This is a genomic window from Blautia aquisgranensis (genome assembly GCF_040096615.1).
In the GTDB taxonomy this organism is placed as follows: domain Bacteria; phylum Bacillota; class Clostridia; order Lachnospirales; family Lachnospiraceae; genus Blautia_A; species Blautia_A aquisgranensis.
Genome location: NZ_JBBMEJ010000026.1, coordinates 12364 through 33361 on the forward strand (window position 1 = coordinate 12364; position 20998 = coordinate 33361).

At 42.7% G+C, this 20998-nt stretch carries 15 protein-coding genes and 1 riboswitch; all 15 genes read right to left on the reverse strand.

Features of this window, described 5'->3' with window-relative positions:
* Positions 1 to 70: 70 nt before the first annotated feature.
* A complete protein-coding gene (locus tag WMO28_RS15415) occupies positions 71 to 1096 on the reverse strand; it encodes a hypothetical protein (RefSeq protein ID WP_349057563.1) in 1026 nt (341 codons plus the stop codon).
* A gap of 346 nt (positions 1097 to 1442) precedes the next feature.
* Positions 1443 to 2306 (reverse strand): 16S rRNA (cytidine(1402)-2'-O)-methyltransferase, encoded by an 864-nt coding sequence (gene rsmI, locus WMO28_RS15420; protein WP_178643778.1) that lies wholly within the window; start codon positions 2304 to 2306, stop codon positions 1443 to 1445.
* Between the two features lie 44 nt (positions 2307 to 2350).
* Positions 2351 to 3091 carry a methyltransferase gene (locus WMO28_RS15425; RefSeq protein WP_178643779.1) on the reverse strand — a complete coding sequence of 247 codons (741 nt, stop codon included), beginning with the start codon at positions 3089 to 3091 and terminating at the stop codon, positions 2351 to 2353.
* The gene (locus tag WMO28_RS15430) at positions 3081 to 3962 is read right to left on the reverse strand and encodes a stage 0 sporulation family protein (protein ID WP_178643781.1); all 882 of its coding nucleotides are present in this window, start codon (positions 3960 to 3962) and stop codon (positions 3081 to 3083) included. The genes WMO28_RS15425 and WMO28_RS15430 overlap by 11 nt, the downstream gene beginning before the upstream one ends.
* A gap of 1 nt (position 3963) precedes the next feature.
* Positions 3964 to 4953, reverse strand: a complete 990-nt coding sequence (gene holB, locus WMO28_RS15435) for a DNA polymerase III subunit delta' (protein ID WP_178643784.1) — start codon at positions 4951 to 4953, stop codon at positions 3964 to 3966.
* A gap of 101 nt (positions 4954 to 5054) precedes the next feature.
* A complete protein-coding gene (locus WMO28_RS15440; protein ID WP_178643786.1) occupies positions 5055 to 5642 on the reverse strand; it encodes a guanylate kinase in 588 nt (195 codons plus the stop codon).
* A 12-nt stretch (positions 5643 to 5654) separates the two neighbouring features.
* Entirely contained in the window at positions 5655 to 7103 is a 1449-nt protein-coding gene (locus tag WMO28_RS15445) for an aminotransferase class V-fold PLP-dependent enzyme (protein ID WP_178643787.1), read from the reverse strand.
* A gap of 235 nt (positions 7104 to 7338) precedes the next feature.
* On the reverse strand, positions 7339 to 8028 hold the full coding sequence (locus WMO28_RS15450) for a response regulator transcription factor (protein WP_015526575.1): 690 nt from the start codon (positions 8026 to 8028) through the stop codon (positions 7339 to 7341).
* Positions 8021 to 9178 (reverse strand): sensor histidine kinase, encoded by a 1158-nt coding sequence (locus WMO28_RS15455; protein WP_349057564.1) that lies wholly within the window; start codon positions 9176 to 9178, stop codon positions 8021 to 8023. Before WMO28_RS15455 ends, WMO28_RS15450 begins: the two co-directional genes overlap by 8 nt.
* A gap of 143 nt (positions 9179 to 9321) precedes the next feature.
* Entirely contained in the window at positions 9322 to 10509 is a 1188-nt protein-coding gene (metK, locus tag WMO28_RS15460) for a methionine adenosyltransferase (protein WP_349057565.1), read from the reverse strand.
* Positions 10510 to 10600: 91 nt separating this feature from the next.
* Positions 10601 to 10702: riboswitch (SAM riboswitch) on the reverse strand.
* A gap of 206 nt (positions 10703 to 10908) precedes the next feature.
* Complete coding sequence (locus tag WMO28_RS15465; protein ID WP_349057566.1) at positions 10909 to 12543, reverse strand: pilin N-terminal domain-containing protein; 1635 nt, start codon at positions 12541 to 12543, stop codon at positions 10909 to 10911.
* Complete coding sequence (locus WMO28_RS15470) at positions 12527 to 13432, reverse strand: class C sortase (RefSeq protein ID WP_349057567.1); 906 nt, start codon at positions 13430 to 13432, stop codon at positions 12527 to 12529. Before WMO28_RS15470 ends, WMO28_RS15465 begins: the two co-directional genes overlap by 17 nt.
* Before the next feature lie 3 nt (positions 13433 to 13435).
* On the reverse strand, positions 13436 to 14296 hold the full coding sequence (locus WMO28_RS15475) for a class C sortase (RefSeq protein ID WP_349057568.1): 861 nt from the start codon (positions 14294 to 14296) through the stop codon (positions 13436 to 13438).
* Between the two features lie 103 nt (positions 14297 to 14399).
* Positions 14400 to 16007, reverse strand: a complete 1608-nt coding sequence (locus tag WMO28_RS15480) for an isopeptide-forming domain-containing fimbrial protein (protein ID WP_349057569.1) — start codon at positions 16005 to 16007, stop codon at positions 14400 to 14402.
* A gap of 73 nt (positions 16008 to 16080) precedes the next feature.
* A partial coding sequence (locus WMO28_RS15485; protein ID WP_349057570.1) for a SpaA isopeptide-forming pilin-related protein occupies positions 16081 to 20998 on the reverse strand: 4918 nt, incomplete at its 5' end.

Consider the following 20998-nt stretch of genomic DNA (forward strand, 5'->3'; position numbering starts at 1 on the left):
ATCTTATTAAATGCAATTTCAAAGTACAGGTACAATATGCTCTTATTCTGCCCCCAAATATGATTCTGTACTACTCTTTCACAAACCCAAATTCCCGTAAAAGCTTCTCCTGATATTCTGCATCTGACGCAGATTTTATAATGTCATCTGTTCTTCCCAGTTCAGCTAAACGTAAGATCAGGCTGTTAATGTTGTGCGTACTCTGTTGTATTCCCTGTTCCATTCCCTGCTGCATTCCCTGTTCCATTCCCTGCTGTATTCCCTGTTCCATTCCCTGCTGCATTCCCTGCTGCATCCCCTCTTTCATTCCATGCTGTACCCCCAACAGCATTCCTACTCCATAACCACTTTTATACCCCTCCTTTAATCTATCCCTTAATTTCTCCTCAAACTGCATCTTAATAATCTCATCTAACGCTTCACACATACAATCAACCTCCTTGAATTTCTCTTTATTCGCTCTTATGATCATCTGCATAACAGATTCATATAATATATTTCCCTTTTTCTCTCTGTACTCATTGAGAAGCCTTTTCATATCATTCTGATCTTTTATTCTGTCGGTCAGACTTCTCAGCCACAGGTTCTTTTCTTTTGACAGCTGTTCTGTTACAATGATCTGAATCGGAATCTTAAATCCCTGAACATAATAAATGCCCTCATCAAAAACATCTGTCCGCCATCCCCAGAACTTCTGCAGATGCTGAATCAGCTTCCTGGGATAAGAACGGCTCACCAGTGATATCGTAATCTGATCAACAGGTATTTCATCCTCCCGCACTGTATCTGATTTATAAAAAAACGCATATCCGCACACCTTGTAAAAATCATTGATACTCATATAATCTGTAGGACTCTTATACTCGATAATATTATATTTCCGAAAGATCCTGCCAATATTTTTACTGACCGGAGTCTCTCTCTTCTTCTTGATCACAAGTACATCAATCTCCATCGGTTTCGTCCCCAGCTGGTGCTCATTCTCAAAAATAAGATTCTCCCGTTCTTCTTCCAGTTCTATCTGAATCTCCGCATAAAATGCCGGATGCCATTGAAATGATTCAGAGCTATTTGTTCTTGTTTTTTCTACAGTCATACACAACTCCTTTCCTCAAAATCTAAGGAGTCTCATCCGAAAACTCCTGCTGAAAAAAATGGAATAAAGCATGAATTTTCTGAGATGACAGGCTCGCTGCCTGATATATGAAATGTAATAGAAAAAATAGATTATTTTAGAAAAATATGCTTTAGATCTTTTATAGTTTAATCTTACCACATTATGTTCTATACTTCAAGAAAATACTTTCGACAAAATCTGCACATCCCGATTTATAGGAACACCAATAAAAAAGCTGCACACCCATCCTACCGCATCTCAAATGCCAGTAAAAATAAGCATACAGCTCTTTTTTATTTCTCCTGCATCACGTCGGCAGCTCCGATCAGTTTTCCCCTTCTTCGCTCTCCAGCAATGCCTTATAAATATCCCTCTTGGAAACACCACGATCCTTCGCAGCAAGCTTCATGGCATCCTTTCTGGAATTGCCCTGCTGCTCATACATCGCAACATGCTCCGCAATGGAAATCTCTTCCCAGGACGCCCTCTTCTCTGCTTCCATCTCACTGCGGCTGCGGCCCTCAATCACAAGAACACACTCACCCAGCGGCTTCTCATTCTTGTAAAAATCGATCAACTCATCGATCGTGGTCCGAAACGCAGTTTCATGCTTCTTGGTAAGCTCCCTGCAAAGAGTCACGCGGCGGTTTCCCAATGCCTCCTTAAGCTCCCCAAGCGTCCTCACAAGCCTGTGAGGAGCCTCATACAGGATAATCGTCCGTGTCTCATTGGAAAGCTCTTCCAGAATCATTTTTCGCTCTTTCTTATCGGCCGGAAGAAAAGCCTCAAAAGCAAAACGCCTGGTATGCAGCCCCGACAAAGTCAGCGCTGTAATACATGCCGCCGGTCCCGGAAGTGAAGTCACTTCAATACCAGCCTCATAGCACATGGCAGCAAGCTCTTCGCCCGGATCTGAGATGCCCGGAGTACCTGCATCCGTGATCAGCGCGATATTGGTACCTGCCAGCATTTTTTCCACAAGGACATGCCCCTTATCGATTTTGTTATATTCATGATAACTCGTCATCGGAGTCTTAATATCAAAATGATTCAGAAGCTTAATACTGTTGCGGGTATCTTCCGCTGCGATTAAGTCCACTTCCTTAAGCGTTCTTAAAACCCGGAATGTGATATCTTCCAGGTTTCCTATAGGAGTGGCACATAAATATAATTTTCCGTTTTCTTTCATAAGATTCCTCTTTCTCGCTTGGCCGCAAAGCCGTGCCCCGGCACTCATACCATCTGATACAGCTCCAGAATATCCCTCGTATAAACTCCCGGCTTCTCATAAACCACCAGCGGTCTCTCGATCTGAATCCTGGAATTCCCTCCCTTGCAGGCCTCAATAAGCACCATATTCGGCTCTTTGTCAATATAAGGATAAACCAGCTGCATTCTCTTAGGCTCCAGCTTATATTTCGTCAGCGTAGCCATCAGCTCCACCAGCCGGAACGGTCTGTGCACCAGGTAAAAACGTCCTCTGTCCTTCAGCACACGTGCCGCCTGTCCGGCAACATCATCAAACGTGCAAAGGATCTCGTGCCGGGCGATTGCCTTCGGCATATGCGGATTCGTCAGTCCATGCTGCCCGATCATATACGGTGGATTACATGTCACCACATCAAAAGAAGCCGCCCCAAAAATACCGGCAGCCTCCTTGATATCACCCTGAACGATCCGCACCCTGTCCTCAAGACAGTTATATCTCACACTGCGGGCAGCCATCTCCGCGCACTCTGCCTGGATCTCCAGGCCAGTGAAATGCTTTCCCTCCGTACGCTGAGAAAGCAGGATCGGAATAATCCCCGTACCGGTTCCCATATCCAGAGCAGCCTCATCCTTTTTCACACGGGCAAATCCCGAAAGCAGAACTGCATCCATTCCGAAGCAGAATTTCTTCGGATCCTGGATCACAAAAAAACCATTCTGAAGATCATCCACACGCTCACCGCTTTTAACCAGATCATTTCTCATTCGGTTTTGAATCTCCCTTTTTATCCTCGTGTTCCGGAGCATTCTTGCCTTTTTTCTTCTTCGGGCGGAATTTCAGATCACGTACCGGAAACTCCTGAATCTCCTTCTCATCGTTGACCTCCACTACGATCTTCACCATCTGACGGAGAACATTCACACTCTGAACTGTACCTGTTGTTCCCTGCGGTGTTGTTACTGTATCACCGATACCAGGAAGATTTCTGTTCAGTTCTTCATATGTTTCCTGCTCATTTTTCAGACAGCACATCAGTCTTCCGCAGACACCGGAGATCTTCGTCTGGTTCAGAGAAAGATTCTGCTCCTTCGCCATCTTGATCGAAACCGGTGCAAACTCGGAAAGATACGTATGACAGCAAAGAGTTCTTCCACAGATACCAATGCCGCCAAGAATCTTCGTCTCATCACGCACACCGATCTGACGAAGTTCGATCCTGGTCTTAAACACAGACGCCAGATCCTTTACAAGCTGACGGAAATCAATACGTCCATCTGCTGTAAAATAAAACAGAACTTTATTATTATCGAACGTATACTCCGCATCGATCAGCTTCATCTCAAGCCCATGCTCACGGATCTTCTGCTTACAGATCTTAAACGCATCTTTCTCTTTCAGACGGTTCTCAGCCTCGTGTTCCTCGTCCTCCTTCGTTGCAACACGAAGAACCTCTTTCAGCGGATGAACGACCTCGTCCTCCTTCACGCTGCGCGGTTCCAGAACAACGCGTCCATACTCAATGCCTCTGGCTGTCTCCACGATCACGTGGTCGCCAACCTTTACCTTATAGTTCTTAGGATTAAAATAATATATTTTTCCTACATTTCGAAATCTTACACCAACTACCATTTCCATTCTATTTCTCCCTAATTGTCAGGAACAGGAGCTCCAGGGCAAGTTCGAGATTAACATTCGCACGGAGACGAACCTTGGTCTTCTCCAGTGCCTCAAGGATTTTTTCGATATTCTCATAAGAACGCTCGCTGGCCTGCTCTCTGATAAAATTAATCTCCTGTTTAAATACCAGGTTGTCAATTTCCCTTGTTGCCTTAAACATCAGAACATCGCGGAACCAGAACTGAAAAATATCCAGATAATCATTGATATTGTTCTTATCCGAAGCAAGAGTCTTGATCGCTTCCGTAAGCTCATAGACTTCCATTGTATTCACATACTTCAGGATTTTCAGCGCATTGGCAGTCATATCCGCAAACTCCTGGGAAGTCGCAGCCTCCTTGGCTCTGCCGATACTACCCTGGGCATAAGACGCATCGATCTCAGCCTGATAATCCGGCACCTGAAGATGCTCCATCAGATATTCTTTCACAAGACTGTCATCCACTATTTTCAGATCCAGACGCACGCATCTGGAACGGATCGTAGGAAGAAGACTGTCGATATTACTTGTCAGCAACAGGATCACCGCATATTCCGGCGGCTCCTCAATTGTTTTCAAAAGGGCATTCTGCGCCTGTACTGTCATCATCTCAGCGTCCGGAATGATATAGATCTTATACGGACTGCAGTACGGCTTGATATCCACATCATGTACGACCTGCTCACGCACTTCGTCAATACTGATGCTGCCAGGCTTCTCATGAGTCACTGTAATGATATCCGGATGATTCTTGCCAATTACCTTCTTACAGGAATCACAGGTCATACACGGCTCTGACTCTCCTGATTCACACTGCAGTGCAGCTGCAAAAGTCCCTGCAAGAAGCTTCTTGCCTGATCCTGGTTCTCCTGTAAAAATATAAGAGTGGGACACCTTCCCCGTCTCTATCGCATTCTTCAAATGCCTGATTATATCGTCATGGCCGATGATGTCATGAAATCCTGCCATAAGAATCACCTCTTTCTGCCTTTTGTGCCCTCCGCCATATCCGGAAGACATCTTTCATCTAATTATAACATAATCTTCTGTATAAAAAAAACTATTTTTCCCTATTGTACAGATTTTATATAATTTACGATTTCCTTCACACATTCATTCAGATTATCGTTCTGAAAACGCTTCTCTATACCTGCTTTTTGAATATTTTCTTCGGAAAAATCCCTCTGATCTGCCAGAAAACGTCTGCACATCTCCTCGTACTTCGGTACCTCCTGAGTCCGCTCCCGGGCAATGGCACGTTCCAGCCGCTCACCATCCTCCACTTCAATGTACAGCGGCCACATCACCTCATCGCCATAATATTCCCGAAGCTGCATATAAGATTCCAGTGTGCCGATTCCCAGATAGCAGTCATCTCCCACACTCACCTGACCGTCATCCGCCGTAAAATAAGTCCACGGTCCGTAAACCGTCTGATACGTTCTGGACTCGATCAGTTTTCCGTTTTTCCGGAATTCCTCTAATTTCTCCTCATCTGTAAAAAAATACTCTCTTCCGTTCTCCTCACCATCACGGATCGGACGCGTTGTATAGATCACAAGCCGCTTCAGCCCCAGATCCTTATCTGCCTCCAGACGCCTGTACACACTGTCCTTCCCGGAGGAACTTTTTCCCATAATATAAAAAATCTTTCCCATCTTACTCCTCTGTTACGCCTCTCTCACATCACTGCTCACAACGCACACCGTCTCACTGGTCTGGTCGCTCAGTCCCTGAACCTCAAAACCCTGCTCCAGATATCTTCTCACGTTTTTTACGAAATGCCCGGAAATCTGCTCACCCGGTACGATCAGCGGAATTCCCGGCGGATAAAGATACGCGAACTCCGCGGAAACACGTCCAATGCACTCATCCAGCGGATATCTCTCATTCAGAGCATCCATTGCCTGTGAAATACGCATTACCTGTTTCATCTTTCCATTTTTCACAGAGATATGATTATTTTCCATTTCTTTATATTTTAACGATTCTCTCCGGTCAATTTCCTCAATCGCTTCGCAAAGCCTTCGGAATCCTTCCTCCGTATCACCAACTGCTGCCAGCGCCAGAACATAGTTCTCCGCCTCCATCTCCATTTCCAGATGAAACTCTTCCCGCAGAATCCGGTGCAGCTGCCTTCCGTTCAGTGAGCTGTTCACTGTGGAAAAAAGAAGCTTGGATCTGTCGAAATCAAAAACTCTCTGGCATTCACAAACTTCCGGCGTGACCAGACGGATATATTTACACGCACCAAGACGCTGGCGGGCTTTTTCCAGATTCTCCGTAAATGCCCGGAACATCTCCTCGCCCTCGTGCTCCAGCTTATCCATACACGCATCAATACTGCTCATCAGAACATAGGACGGACTGCTGCTCTGATAGATTCCCAGAAAACGCACAAGCTTTTCCCTGCTGACCCGTTCACTGCACAGATGGATCACTCCCGTCTGGGTCAGACACGGCAAAGTCTTATGTACACTGTTGATCACCACATCCGCCCCAAGCTGCGCCGCAGACACCGGAAAATAATCCGAAAAACAAAAATGTGCCCCATGTGCCTCATCCACGATCAGCGGAATCCCATGATTATGAACAACCTCTGCAATCCTTGCCACATCTGATACAATTCCGTCGTAGGTCGGCGAAGTGATCAGCACAGCTTCAATGTTCGGGTTCTCCGCCAGATACATTTCCACACGGCTCGGTGAAATTCCGCCGTTTATCCCCAGTTTCGGATCTTCATGTGGATAAATATAGGTTGCCTCCAGATCTCTGAGATAAATTGCATGGTAAACTGCCTTGTGACAGTTCCTCGCGATCAGAATCCGTCCGCCCTTTCTCACAGCAGCCGACACCGCAGCCAGGATCGCCCCGGAGCTTCCGTTAATACTGTAAAAGCTCTCCGGCACTCCATAGAGCCGCGCCACATCCTCCTGCGCTCTCTTCAGAATATCCTCCGCATGATGCAGATTATCGAAACCGTTGATTTCCGTAATATCCATCCCAACAGGAAAATCCCCATTCACAGATAAAGGATTTCTCTTATGTCCGGGCATATGAAAAGGGTAAAAATCACTCTTACCGTATGCTTCAAGTTTTTTGTATAATCTGTCTTCCATAATTCTCCCTTCGTCTCATCCGGATCATTACGATCCATTCATATCAGGCAGATCCATACGATCCGCTCAGGCTGCTTCCCCCGTTCCTTTTTCCCTGAATCTCTCTCCTGTTACAATTAGTCCTATTATACCCGAAACTTAAGTATCTGTCACTCTGTTACCTGTAATGAAACATCGCAGTTTTCGGAAACAAAAAACCGGAACCTCTCACAGTTCCGGCTTTCTTCAGATTTCATCACACCTTAAATCGATATCCAACACCCCATATCGTCTCAATATACTGAGGCTTGGCTGTATTAAATTCGATCTTCTCACGGATCTTCTTGATATGCACCGTAACCGTCGCGATATCTCCCACAGATTCCATATCCCAGATCTCTCGGAAAAGTTCTTCCTTGGTAAAAACCCTGTTCGGATTCTCCGCCAGGAACGTAAGCAGATCAAACTCCTTCGTGGTAAATGTTGTCTCCTCGCCATTGACCCACACACGGCGCGCTGTCTTATCGATCTTGATACCACGGATCTCGATCACATCATTCTTATGCACATTGGAACCAACAAGACGGTTATAGCGCTCCATATGCGCTTTCACACGAGCTACCAGCTCACTGGGGCTGAACGGCTTGGTCATATAATCATCTGCTCCAAGACCAAGGCCGCGAATCTTATCAATATCATCCTTCTTCGCAGAGACCATGATGATCGGCGTGTTCTTCTCCTCGCGGACCTGTCTGCAGATATCGAATCCATCTACCTCCGGAAGCATCAGATCCAGAATGATCAGATCAAACTCTTCCTTCATCGCCCGCACAAGGCCTGTATCTCCACGGTTCTCGATCTCTACCTCAAAACCGGAAAGTTCCAGATAATCTTTCTCAAGATCTGCGATCGCTTCCTCATCTTCTATAATCAAAATCCTACTCATTTACAGGTACCTCCTGATATTTTCTAAGTACAAAATACATGATCGTTCCGATTCCAAGTCTGCTCGTTGCCCAGACCTTACCGCCATGATCCTCCATGATCTTCTTCACAATAGAAAGCCCGATTCCGCTTCCACCCTTGGAAGAATTCCTGGAAACATCCGTCCGGTAAAAACGATCAAAAATATACGGCAGATCTTTGGCTGCAATTCCCTTGCCGTTGTCCTCGATCTCCACCTGAATAAAATCTCCGACATCCTTCACACGAAGCTGTATGATTTCCTTCGGCTTCTCCATATATTTGATGGCATTGCTGGTGATGTTATGGATCACACGACGGATCTGCTCACCATCAGCAATCACCTGCACATCTTTCTCAACATAGTTGGCATACACCAGCTCGATTCCCCTAGTCTCCAACTCAAGCCCCAGCTCTTCCGCACAATCTGAAAAATAATCTTCAACATTCAATTTACTGAACGTATACGGAATACGGTTCGTATCGATCTTTGAATAAAAGGTAAGCTCATTGATCAGATGATCCATCTCATTCGTTTTATTATAAATAGTACGCACATACCGGTCCATCTTCTCCGGAGTATCTGCCACACCATCCATAATACCTTCCACATAACCTTTCACCGCAGTGATCGGCGTCTTAAGGTCATGAGAAATATTGCTGATCAGTTCCTTGTTCTCCTTATCCATCAGAATCTTCTCTTCCGTGGACTCCTTCAGCCTTTTTCGCATCTCCTCAAAATCCTGACAAAGCTGGGAAAATTCATCCTTTCCCTCAACATCCAGCACAAAATCCAGATTACCTTCTTTGATATTCTGCGTAGCCTTCTTAAGCTTCACCAACGGAACCGCGATGCTTCTGTAGATCCACAGACCAACAGACAATGCCGTAAAAACAAGAATGATCGTTGCCGTCAGAATCATATCCTTGGCCATCAGCTTAACCTGATTACTGGACGACTGCGCTAGTGAGATATCATAAATCATTTCATTCGAATCCGCTGACTGGCTGTTACTCTGCTGTACATGCTTCGCCTGGGTCTGGCTGAATCCATAAAGACTCGCGGAAAAAAGAAGCAGCGGCAGCAGAATGATCGCAACAAAGCCCACAATAATACGTGTCTTTAACTTCATGTATATCTCCGTCCTTTATAATTCACATAAAATCATTATAACATAAACCTATTTTCTCATCTCTAAATTTTCTATAAAAAAGAAGCCCCCGGTATTTGCACTACCGGGGGCTTCTTTCTTTGTTTCCTTGGATTTATTATCTCTTACAGATACTTCTTAAGAGTCTCAACCTTATCCAGATGCTCCCATGGAAGGTCTACATCTGTGCGGCCAAAGTGACCATAAGCTGCTGTCTGTTTGTAGATCGGGCGACGAAGGTCAAGCATCTTGATGATACCAGCCGGACGAAGGTCGAAGTTCTCACGAACGATCTCAACCAGCTTAGTCTCAGAAAGCTTACCTGTTCCGAAAGTCTCAACACGTACAGAAGTCGGATGAGCAACGCCGATCGCATAGGAAAGCTGAATCTCGCACTTGTCAGCAAGACCTGCTGCAACGATATTCTTTGCAACATAACGAGCTGCATAAGCTGCAGAACGGTCAACCTTAGTGCAGTCCTTACCGGAGAAAGCACCGCCGCCGTGACGGCCAGTTCCACCATAGGTATCAACAATGATCTTACGTCCTGTCAGACCACTGTCACCGTGAGGTCCGCCGATAACGAAACGGCCTGTCGGATTGATGAAATATTTTGTGTCAGCGTCAACCATATCAGCCGGAATGATCGCATCAAAAACATACTTCTTGATATCCTCATGGATCTGCTCCTGAGTTACATCCGGATCATGCTGTGTAGAGCATACAACTGCATCGATTCTCTTCGGTTTTCCAGCCTCATCATACTCAACAGTAACCTGAGTTTTTCCATCTGGTCTTAAGTATTTCAGAGTACCGTCTTTACGAACCTTTGTCAGCTGCTGAGCAAGCTTATGTGCCATATTGATGGCATAAGGCATATACTCCTCAGTCTCATTGGAAGCGTAACCGAACTGAAGACCCTGGTCACCTGCACCGATAGAATCCAGCTCGTCCTCGTTCATGCTGTCCTCTTTCTGCTCAAGAGCCTTGTCAACACCCATAGCGATATCTGTGGACTGTTTATCAAGAGCAGTGATAACTGCACATGTATCAGCGTCAAAGCCATAATCAGCGTTGTCATATCCGATCTCGCGGATCGTATCACGAACGATCTTCTGGATATCAACGTTTGCTTTAGTAGTGATCTCACCCATAACAAGTACAAGACCTGTAGTAGTAGCTGTCTCGCATGCAACACGGCTCATCGGGTCCTGTGCCATCATAGCATCAAGGATCGCATCGGAAATAGAGTCGCAGACTTTATCAGGATGTCCTTCAGTTACAGATTCAGAAGTAAATAAAATTTTCTCCATGTTATTCTCCTTTTGTACTTATACAACGGTTATATCAAATCACATAAAAAACAGCCCGTACAATCGGACTGTTTAAATTCTGTAAACAATCCTCTTATTGTTCGATTGCTCGCTCAGGTTGGCACCTTCCTGGTTACTCCGGGGTTGCCGTGGCTTCACAGATCCTTTGTATCTCCACCACTCTGAATAAAAGGCTATCTTTTATGAAATTACTGCAACACATACAATATACTTCTCATTACAAAATGTCAAGAATAAATTTTTCCAAAAAATATCTTTTGATAAAAAAAAGACAACATTACAAAATCCTGTCGTTTATTCATCATACTCAATGTAGCAGAAAAGCCAGGCAACAAGTGCCCGGCTTTTCTCATGATCACAGCTCTTTGCTACGATCCATTATTTTTTCTTTTTTCTCTTTACCGCAAATCCTGCTACACCGGCAACCACGATCGTAGCTGCAAGAATACCAACCCATGTGCCGATCGGTGTATCATCACCGGTCTTCACAGAAGTACGTCCTGTAGTTCCACTATCATTGCCTGATGTATTTGACGTATTCGGTATGTTCGGCGTATTGGAATCCGGTGTATTCGGTTTATCAGAAGGTGTCGGAGTTACTGTCTGCTCAGGCGGGGTCACAGTAAGCTCCGCTCCCTTTGTAGGTGTCGGTGTTGGCGTTTCTGTCGGATCTGGATCAGGCTCTGTTTCCATACTGTTAGTGATATCAATACTGTTTGTATATCTTTCACTCTTATTCAGAATGATATCACCCTCACCACTTACTTCGTATGGGAACAGATCTTTATCGATCGGATTTCCTTCCTTATCCGTCTCCATAACCGTATATTCTACGGACTCCGGCTCTTCTCCACTGTCAAAAGAAACTTCCAATGTTACAGTTCCATTCTGCTTCAGTTCTGCCGTTTCCACCAGCAGAAGGCTTCCATCAGACTCCGCCTTAAATACACTTGCATAGAATGTATCATCTACTGTATCCTCAACACCATCGACCAGTACCTTTTTATTAATACTGATAAATCCTCTTAAAGAAAATCCATCCGGGATATAATTATAGTAGTTATTTACATAAGATACCGACTCTGTGCTGTTACTCTGACTGATCACAGCCTCATTGGATTCATTTTCTCCCGCATCTGTTACATTGTAATAAAAACTCTTGCCTTCTTCTATCTCGATCAAATCATTTATTACCATCGGGCTTCCGTTTTCATCCAGCTCAAATACATAATATGTTCCATCCGGTACATTTGACCAGACAGCTGTTCCACTATGTGCATTGACAAGTCTGATATCCTTCATATAATCACTTCGGAACGGAATCGTTCCTTCTTTATCAAGAAACAAGCCCATTTTATAGGTTGCATCATCCGCATTCATTGCAATGATATTAAACGCATCATCAATATAAAACAGCTGTTTTGTAACCTGAATTTGTGTTTCCTTATCTCCTTCGTGAGTCACTGCCTTTGGATAAGCCTGCACATCATACGTCCAGCCGGTGCTTTCCTCTGCAAAAGGAACTGTCAGCACCATTGGTGAAACCGATACATCAGGATCATCAGGATTACTCTGCACGATCAGATATACTCCCTCTGCCACATTGCTGTATACGATTTTTCCCTCTGCATCTGACTGCATTTCACTTCCGTTAAAATCTGCTCTTTTCACTGCTGCCGAAAGTGTCTCAGCTGTTTTATACCACTCATCTGCTGTTTTCAGATTTTCAAAATCGATTTCCGTAAACTGCAGTGCATTGTCAGCCACAAAATGCACATTCCCGTCAAAGGTGACACTTCCTACTTTATAAAGAGTCATCTTCACATTCGGAATCGGTTTTACTGTTCCGTCCTCTCCGGTCTCCTGAATTGTCAGATTGATATTTCCGGTTTTACCGGCCACATAATCATCAGCCAGAACTTCCTGCGCCATACTGCCTGTCAGCATCACAGCCATTACCAGGATTGCCAGAAAGCTGCTCAGAAAATTTTTCCGCTTAGTTCTCTTTTCCATTTTTTTCCGCCTCCTCTTTTTCTCCTGATACCCGCTTCTTTCCACTGCGGCGGACAACCAGATAAACCAGCAGTATCAAGATAACAAGCACGATGCCTCCCGCAGCCAGAACCTTCTTCGGATCTGTTTTTGCAAGTTTCTGCGGAATTGTCTCATTACTTTCTTCTTCCTCCACATATTCTGTACGGCTTCCCCGCACGAGAAGTCTGTGTGTATTTACTCCATACGGAGTACAGGTTACAAGCGTTACCAGATCCTCCCCTTCCACGATATCCAGCTCGCTGGTCTCATCCGGAAGGACTGTTTTGATCTGATCTACTTTATATGCCAGATTTTTGCCCAGAATATGCAGGATAAAAATATCTCCAACTTCCATCTGGTCAAGATCTGTAAAAAGCTTTGCATTGGGAAGCCCACGGTGAGCTGCCAGTACTGCATGTGTGCCCGCTCCTCCGATTGGAAGACTGGTTCCTTCCACATGACCCACACCTTTTTCCAGAACATTTTTACTCAGTCCGTGATAAATAGCCAGCTTTGCCTGGATCTTCGGAATTTCAATACTTCCCATTAGGCCATCGCCATTGGGATCCAGAACCTCATCATAAGGATGCGTCGGTTCATAATCCCCCTCATCATCAAAAGCATCTACAATAGAATTTACCGTATGCTCCGCATTATATTCTTCTGCTTCCTTCCAGAGTTTTTCATAACTATCATCCGAAAGTCCCGTAACTGCCTGATCATAGGTACTGATCAGCTGTGCATTTCTGTACTGGTTCCACATATCACTGATCGTAGGATAAAGGAAAATTCCTGCACCAGTCAGAAAAACCGCCACGATAAAAATATTAAGAACAATACTGCCCTTCTTTTTTTTATTGTTAGTCATATATTATTTCCTGTGTCGTTTTCTGTTCTGAACAAAACTGACTGTTGCCACGATCACAGCTGCGATCACTAGACCGATTGCCACGCAAAGTGCAAGCATCGGAAGTGTCGGATTGCTGACTCCTGTAGCATTCTTTTCTTCCTTCTGGACTTCTTTCGCTGCCTCCACAGTTGTTCTGTGACCTCTCACCAGAATTCTGTGCGTATTTACCGCATATGGTGTACATGTAACAAGCGTCACATAATCCTTACCCTCTGTGATTGCCAGCGATTCCGTCTGTTCCGGAAGAACTGTCTGAACCTGATCTACTTCATAGGCAAGTGTTTTATCCAGAATATGCAGGTAAAAAACATCTCCCTTTTCAACAAGGTTCAGATCTGTAAACAGCTTTGCACTGGGAAGTCCCCTGTGTGCGGAAAGAATCGCATGTGTACTTTCACCGCCAACTGGAAGACTGCTGCCAAACAAATGCCCAGCGCCCTTCTGCAGTGATTCATCTGTCGTATAATGATAAATGGGAATTTTCACATTGATCACCGGAATCTCCACATATCCCATCATACCATCACCATTCAGATTCAAAAGAGATTCGTATGTACTGTCCGTCTCTCCATCCCTTACGGAAAAAGCATCCGGTACACTTTCCTGTTTGATCTGCTCGTTATATTCCTCTGCTGCCTTCCACATGCTGTCAAGTTCCTCCGAATTATTATTCGAAGAAACACTGCTGCTATATTTACTGATCAGAAGATTATCCCTGTGCTTATTCCAGGCATCGCTGATCATTGGATACAGCAGTATGGACAATCCTATCAGAAACAGCAACCCAAGTCCAATATAATTTTTCTTTTTATTCTTTCTCATAGGTTTCTCCATACTGTTGTATTACCAGTCCCGGCCTCCGAAGAGGCCGGGCGGTAACTGATTTACTTAATTATTGCTTTGGTTAAACTGATCGTTCTGATGATTACTCCTCAGATCCTTTTCTGCGGCTCATGAAGAAAGCACCAGCAGCACCGGCCATAACTACAACACCGATGATAGTGAAGAGGTATGTTCCCATTCCACCTGTGGATGGAAGAGTACCAAGCTTGGTATTAACAACATCTGTTACCTCTGTAGTATTTGTAATTGTATTAACCTTTCCTTCAGCTGTGTAATCTGCTTTATAAACAGAAGTTCTCTGTCCATCAATTGTAATAGTTAATGTGTCAAGTTTTCCTTTTTCTGTATATGTCGCAGCAATTACAACCGGGATTTCTTTGTTGCTGAGTGCAAATCCTGACGGAGCTTTTTTCTCAACAAGTGTATATTCTCCTGCATCAAGATTCTCAAATGTAAGTCCACCATCTGCACCTGTTGTAGCTGTGTAGGATTTACCGGTTTTCTTATTAGTTAATGTAAATTCTGCACCTTCTTTAACCTCAATTACTTTATCTTTTTCTAAGCCGCTCTCTGATGTCTTAGTACTGATTACTTTACCATCAGCGTCAACTTTGATAATCTGGTTAACTTTCTTACTATAATTCTGAATGCTTGCAGATAATGCTGCACCAATAGAGAATGTATAGGTATATGTCTTACTTTCTGTCTCTTTTGTAGCATCTTTATCTAACGGGTTATTAGAGTAAACAAGTTTAGCAGTGTTGGTATTCGGATCAAAGTTTTTCTCAACATCATCATTTACAGTTGCTGAATATGTTACTGTAATTTCCTCATTTCCATGGGCTAATGCATAATTACTGTTAATAACAAACTCAAATCCTCTGTCACTGGTAGTCAGAGTTCCCATTGTTGCATCTACTGCTTTACCATTGATCAGAATACTATCTTTATTTAATGTAAGACCTTTGCTTAAAGTATCGCTGATATTAACAATTACTTCTGAATACTGTTTGCTGTAAGATGGAATATGTGTTGTAATTTCGTAATTAACAATATCACCGATTGCTACATCATTACCTTTTTCATTAAGGTTTGTATCTGTTGTATTTGTTTTTCCATCTGCTGTAGTAGAACCAGTGATCTTTTTGTCAATGGATGGAGCTGTAGATTTCGCATATGCCTCACCACTTAAAGTCCAGTTTCCATTGGCATCTACAGGATCAGCTGTCATTTTATTATCAGTACCACTCTCACTGTAAGCTACACCAAGAAGCATTGGGTTGTAAACTTCGTTAACAGTTCCGCTGACAATTACAATCCAGTAACCAGGTGCCAGCTTAGCTGTATAATCAACTAAACCTTCTGTTCCTGCTGGAGTCATAGCCTTTGTTGGAAGAGATGCAAGATTGCTGTTTACAATAGCAGCCACTTCATCAGAAGTTGGTGCAAGTACATTTGCTAATGTTACTCCCTTAACTACCTCATAACTGAGAAATCCCTTTCCATTTGGATCATACTTTGCTTTTGTAATCTGGTAAGCATTAACGGTTGCTCCTGCCTCTACGTTATGCACTACTGCATCTGCTGTATCATCTTCACTAGGAATTGCTGCAAATACAGTTGCACACATAGACAGCACCATAATCGCTGCCATTAATATTGCACTGACTTTCTTAAATAAATTCTTCATGTTTCTACTCCTTTCTTTCTATGCATTTTTTTCTTTTTCATTTCCCCTCGTATTGCCATTTACAATTAATGTGTTACGATCTTTCTGCTTCTTCCTCCCTTCGTTTATTATTTATAAACAACAGGAGTGCAGTTGCAAGAATCGCTACACCACTGATTGTAAATCCATAGATTCCTGGGCCACCGGCACTTGGTAAGGAATAAAGTTTCGCATTTGTAATCTTGTAAATTGTTATTTTACCTTCAACGATACTACCAACTGATTCATCCTTACTGTCTGTAACTGTTACCGTTCCGCCATTTCCAACTGTAATTTTCCATGGTTCTGTCGGACAAATATAACCGGTTGCTGCTTCGATTTCATATAACAGATATTTACCAACCGGAAGATTCTGCAGTTTGAATTTTCCATTATCCCCGGAAGTGATTGAATCATAGCCTTCAAAAGGAGTGTCAGAAGCTTTATTCCAGGTTGTTTCGTCTGCTTTGTATAAAGCAAACTTGGCACCTTTTATCTTTGTTTCATCAACCTTATCAACCTTTTCGAACTCCACATCTGCTACAGATTTCTCATTCGTAAACTTAGCTACTCCAATTCTTCCGTTTGTTGTATCTGTATTTCCATCTTTCAGAACTTCTTTACCATTTTTATCTGTTCCGATGTTAAATGTAATCTCTTTCGCCTGACTTATATTAGAACGACAATTTGTCTCAGTGCCAACGGTTGCTTCTTTCAGAGTATAACTGGAGTTTACATTCTCAGTAACCGTGTATTCACCTCTCTCTAAGTTCGTCAATGCTGGTGTCTCTGTGTCAACTTTTGATGTCGTATCTTTTTCAGTAGTAAATGTTACTGTTGCCTCAGTAGCACCTTTCTCAACGATAGCCGTTGCTGTTGCAATTTTGACGTTGTCTTTCTTAATATCAAAGGTAAATGTTTCATCCTTTTCTGCTTCAGATTCAAGAGTTTTTGTGATCTGAATCTGACCAGGAATAATGTTTATGGTATAAATACCATACCATCTCTTCTCCTGATCATTCTTATCCGTATCCTGCGAATTATAAGCTGTCAGCTTACCGGAACCATTGTCACCGGAAATCTTTCCATTTGTGTTTTTTGTACATTTATCACTTGAAGTAACTGATTTTAAATCATTATTTAATTTATTATAAGTTACTTTCAAATAATATCTTTTTGAATCAGGAGCTGGTTTGTCATTTCCCATCTCCTCTACAGAAATTTTCTCCGTACAAGCTTCATCTTTATACCATTCTAATGTGAAGTCATCCTGACTAATTGTTTCTCCATCAGCTCCCTTTGTGTAGGTCACTAATTTCTTTGTACCATCCAACTGTTTCACATATCCCTGTGGTGCTGACGTATCAAACAATTTATTTAAAATCTCTGCACTCGTCGGAACTTTGTCTCCATAGAAGATCGTTGTTTCATTGTTGTTAACTATCAGGTCTGATTTTACATTGACTCTCGGCTGTGGTAACTCTACATCTCCATATCCGGTAGAAATCTTAGAAGCAGGTGATACGTTAGTCGTGACATTGTTTCCACCAATATACTCGTCTTTAGCTCTTACCGTAATTGTCTGTGACCACGGCTTACCATTTGCTACGTTATGAATTGTTTGCTGGCTCCATGTTACAACCTGATTACCATTCTCATCCAGTGATACAACACCACCATTTGCTAATGTAATAGCACCTTTTTCAAGATCCTCATTTGTAATTACTTTGTCATTATTGACAATTTCGAATCTCGGATCAATTACATCTGTGATCGTTGCATTTGTGATATCAATGTTATCCGTAATTGTTTCTTGTATCTTCTGGAATATAATTCCGATATTGCTTGCATCAGAAGCAGTAAATGCATGATCTTCATCTGTAGCAAGATCTTTCATCCATTCGATATTATTTTTATTAGATCCCGGTACAGTTTCACTTTGTGCAGTCAACGCAACCGTAAAGATTGTTGCATCCTTCTTTAAGCTAGCTATTGCTGTTTCCGTCTCTGATGTATCACTCGACTCTGATGGAGCTCCATCTGTAAACAGAATAATATACTTAGATAAGTTATCATCCTTTACACTGTTTAACTGAATCTTTGTTTTCTCAAGCCCTTTTTGTGGTGATGTTCCTCCATCTGCTGTAATCTTACTTACAGCTTTTATCATTGAAGATGGTGAACTTCCTACCTTTGTAATTGCTTGTATTTCATTTCCGCGCGTTGCATAATAACCATTCCATCCAATGTATTCAATGTATCCATCGAATGTAGTTATACCGATTTTACTGTTAGGTGATTTCGATGCAGTATCCTTAATAAAAGCAATTGCAGCTTCTTTTAAGGCTGTGATCCTGGAATTCCATGTATATACCATACTATTAGAATTATTAGACAATGTTTTCCATGAACTTCCATTATAATACTGCCATTTCCCATCAACATAAATCATAGGATTGGAATAATATGTATTTCCGGTAACACTAGCTGTGTTTGCATTTGTATTATAGTAATATACTTTTGTTTTATCCAAGCTTTGTTCTACTGAATTAAAGTAACCAAATTTTCGAATACTTCCATCATTATTCATAGAACCAGACATGTCAAATACCATCATGATGTCGGCTACGCTCTCTCGCTCTATGATTGAACTGCTTGTTGATTTAGAAGAAGCTGTGATATTAATATTGTATGTTCTCTTGTCCCAGTCTGCTACTGTTGCAGTCTTGTCATAATCCATACTGGAATCAATAATCGCTTCTCTTTTCTGATTAGAAATCTGATTATTTTCTACAACATTTCCTTCACTATCCTTCAGCGTTGTGGTAACATTATCACCATTTTTTGTTACCTCAACTTTCCACTTCTCGTTCGACAAAACATATCCTTCCGGTGCCTGGATCTCCTTCAGGTAATAAGTACCTGCTCGAAGTCTGTCAAACGTTACGGTTCCGGTTTTCCCAACAGATGTAGCTGTTTCAAGCTGTGTAGTACAATCCTCATCTGTATAAAGAGCAAAACTTGCTCCGCTCAGTCCGGTACCGTCTTTATTCACCTTGTTAAATGTCAGTGTTCCAAGCGCGTCTGTTGTGACCTGTGAAATTTTGGCATTTGGAATGGTGAAGTTCATATAACAGTTGGAAGCACCTGCACCTCGCTCCATATAAAGGATCGTTAAGGTATGCTCTGCCTTTTTCTGTTCATCTGTCAGCTGGGTTTTGTCCTGATTTGTATTTAACAAATACTTCCACAGATCTACAGTAGAAGTAGCTGCGTTATGGATTCCACCAAGATCAATAACTACTTGTTTTCCATCCAGAACGACCCACATATCATCATCACCGGTAAAACTATAACTTAATGGTCCTATATAATCACCAAGTTTGAATTTAATATCATAGCGCATACCAAAATAGTAATTGTGGATTTTATTATCCTCTGTAAGTTGACTATCTACCTTTCTGGTATAAGCTTTTTCATAACTTGATCGAACAGAATCCAACGGGAAGAAATCCGCTCCGGATTTACCATTTTTATCTAAATTATACTGTTCCGTTACATTTGTACCATTTCCGTCTGTTACGCCGGTTAATGTATAAGTATCTCCGCTTCTGTCAAAATTCAGCGTATAATCCCTGTAGACTTTTCTCAAATAATTATCCGTTGAATTTCCGGCCAATAGATCGGAATTTGTGAAAAAGCCCGGATCCGGATAATTAAATTCAACATTTCCGTCTGCATCCAGACCTTTCAGCAGTCCTTTAATGACAGCGTCACTTCCTGTCCATGTGTTAACGCTAAGACCGTCTTTCTTCCAATTATATCCGTAATTCTGGTAGTTTTGTTTTGCCTCACCCATGGTCAGCTTATTATTGCTGTCTTTGTTCTTACCGTAATTACTTTGTTGGTTGATGGAATAGTCCGATCCGGCTTTTACCGTATAATCATAAAATGTCGGCGCACCGGCGAAATTTACAGTTACCGGTTCATAATATACTTTAACAGTAGCATCCTGTGCCACATTAAACTCACCCGGCTTAACTGTAGATGTTCCGTTGTCAGTAACCAATTCCACTTTTGAAATATCCCAGTTCTCAGCTTTCTTGCAATCTACCTTCTGACCGATTGTAAGTGTCCGAACATCATCCGCATAAATCTTGCTTGCCGGATTCGTCGTTCCGTCATAATGCTCTATTGTAACATTAATCTTACCATTACGCTTGTTATCTACGATTACATAAGTAGAAAAATGTGTAGTCTCAAACTCAACATTTCCATTCTTATCAACGTTTCCATCCATGTTTTCAATATTGTTCTCATCGTCTACATGGTATACGTCTGCGTCGTTGATCTTTTTCTCATTGTTGAGCGTTACCGCTACCTTTACCGAATTACCCGGCTGAACTTCTTCTCCATCTACCAGGAATTTGATATCGTAGGAATAAAGCTTTTCAATGGCTTTCTTTTCTTTGATCGCTTTTTCGGTGATCTGGGCTTCCGCTTCCTGTGTAAGTTCTACAGGTGTTACGGAAAGCTCTGCGTTATCCGGAAGATCTGCCGGATCAGTAAGGGTGACTTTAACATTAACTTCCTCACTCTTATAATCGTATCTGGTAATTTCAGGCTGAATTTCTTCTTCCTCTTCAACCTCGTCGCTATCCTCAATCACCCTCACCATATCACTTCGTATGTAACCTTCTGTTTCTTCATAAGAAACCTTGTACCAGGTTGTCCCATCTTCTGCTGTAACTGTTTCCAGAACAGTGAACTGCATACCAGCTTCCACTGTCATCAGACTCTCGGCCTCTGTTGATGGACTGACACGAAGATTTACATCATCCGCGATAACCTCAATCATTGTTGTCTTTACTTCCGGCTCTTCCTCAGGTGTCTCCGTTACTTCCGGCTCTTCCTCAGGTGTCTCCGTTACTTCCGGCTCTTCCTCAGGTGTCTCCGTTACTTCCGGCTCTTCC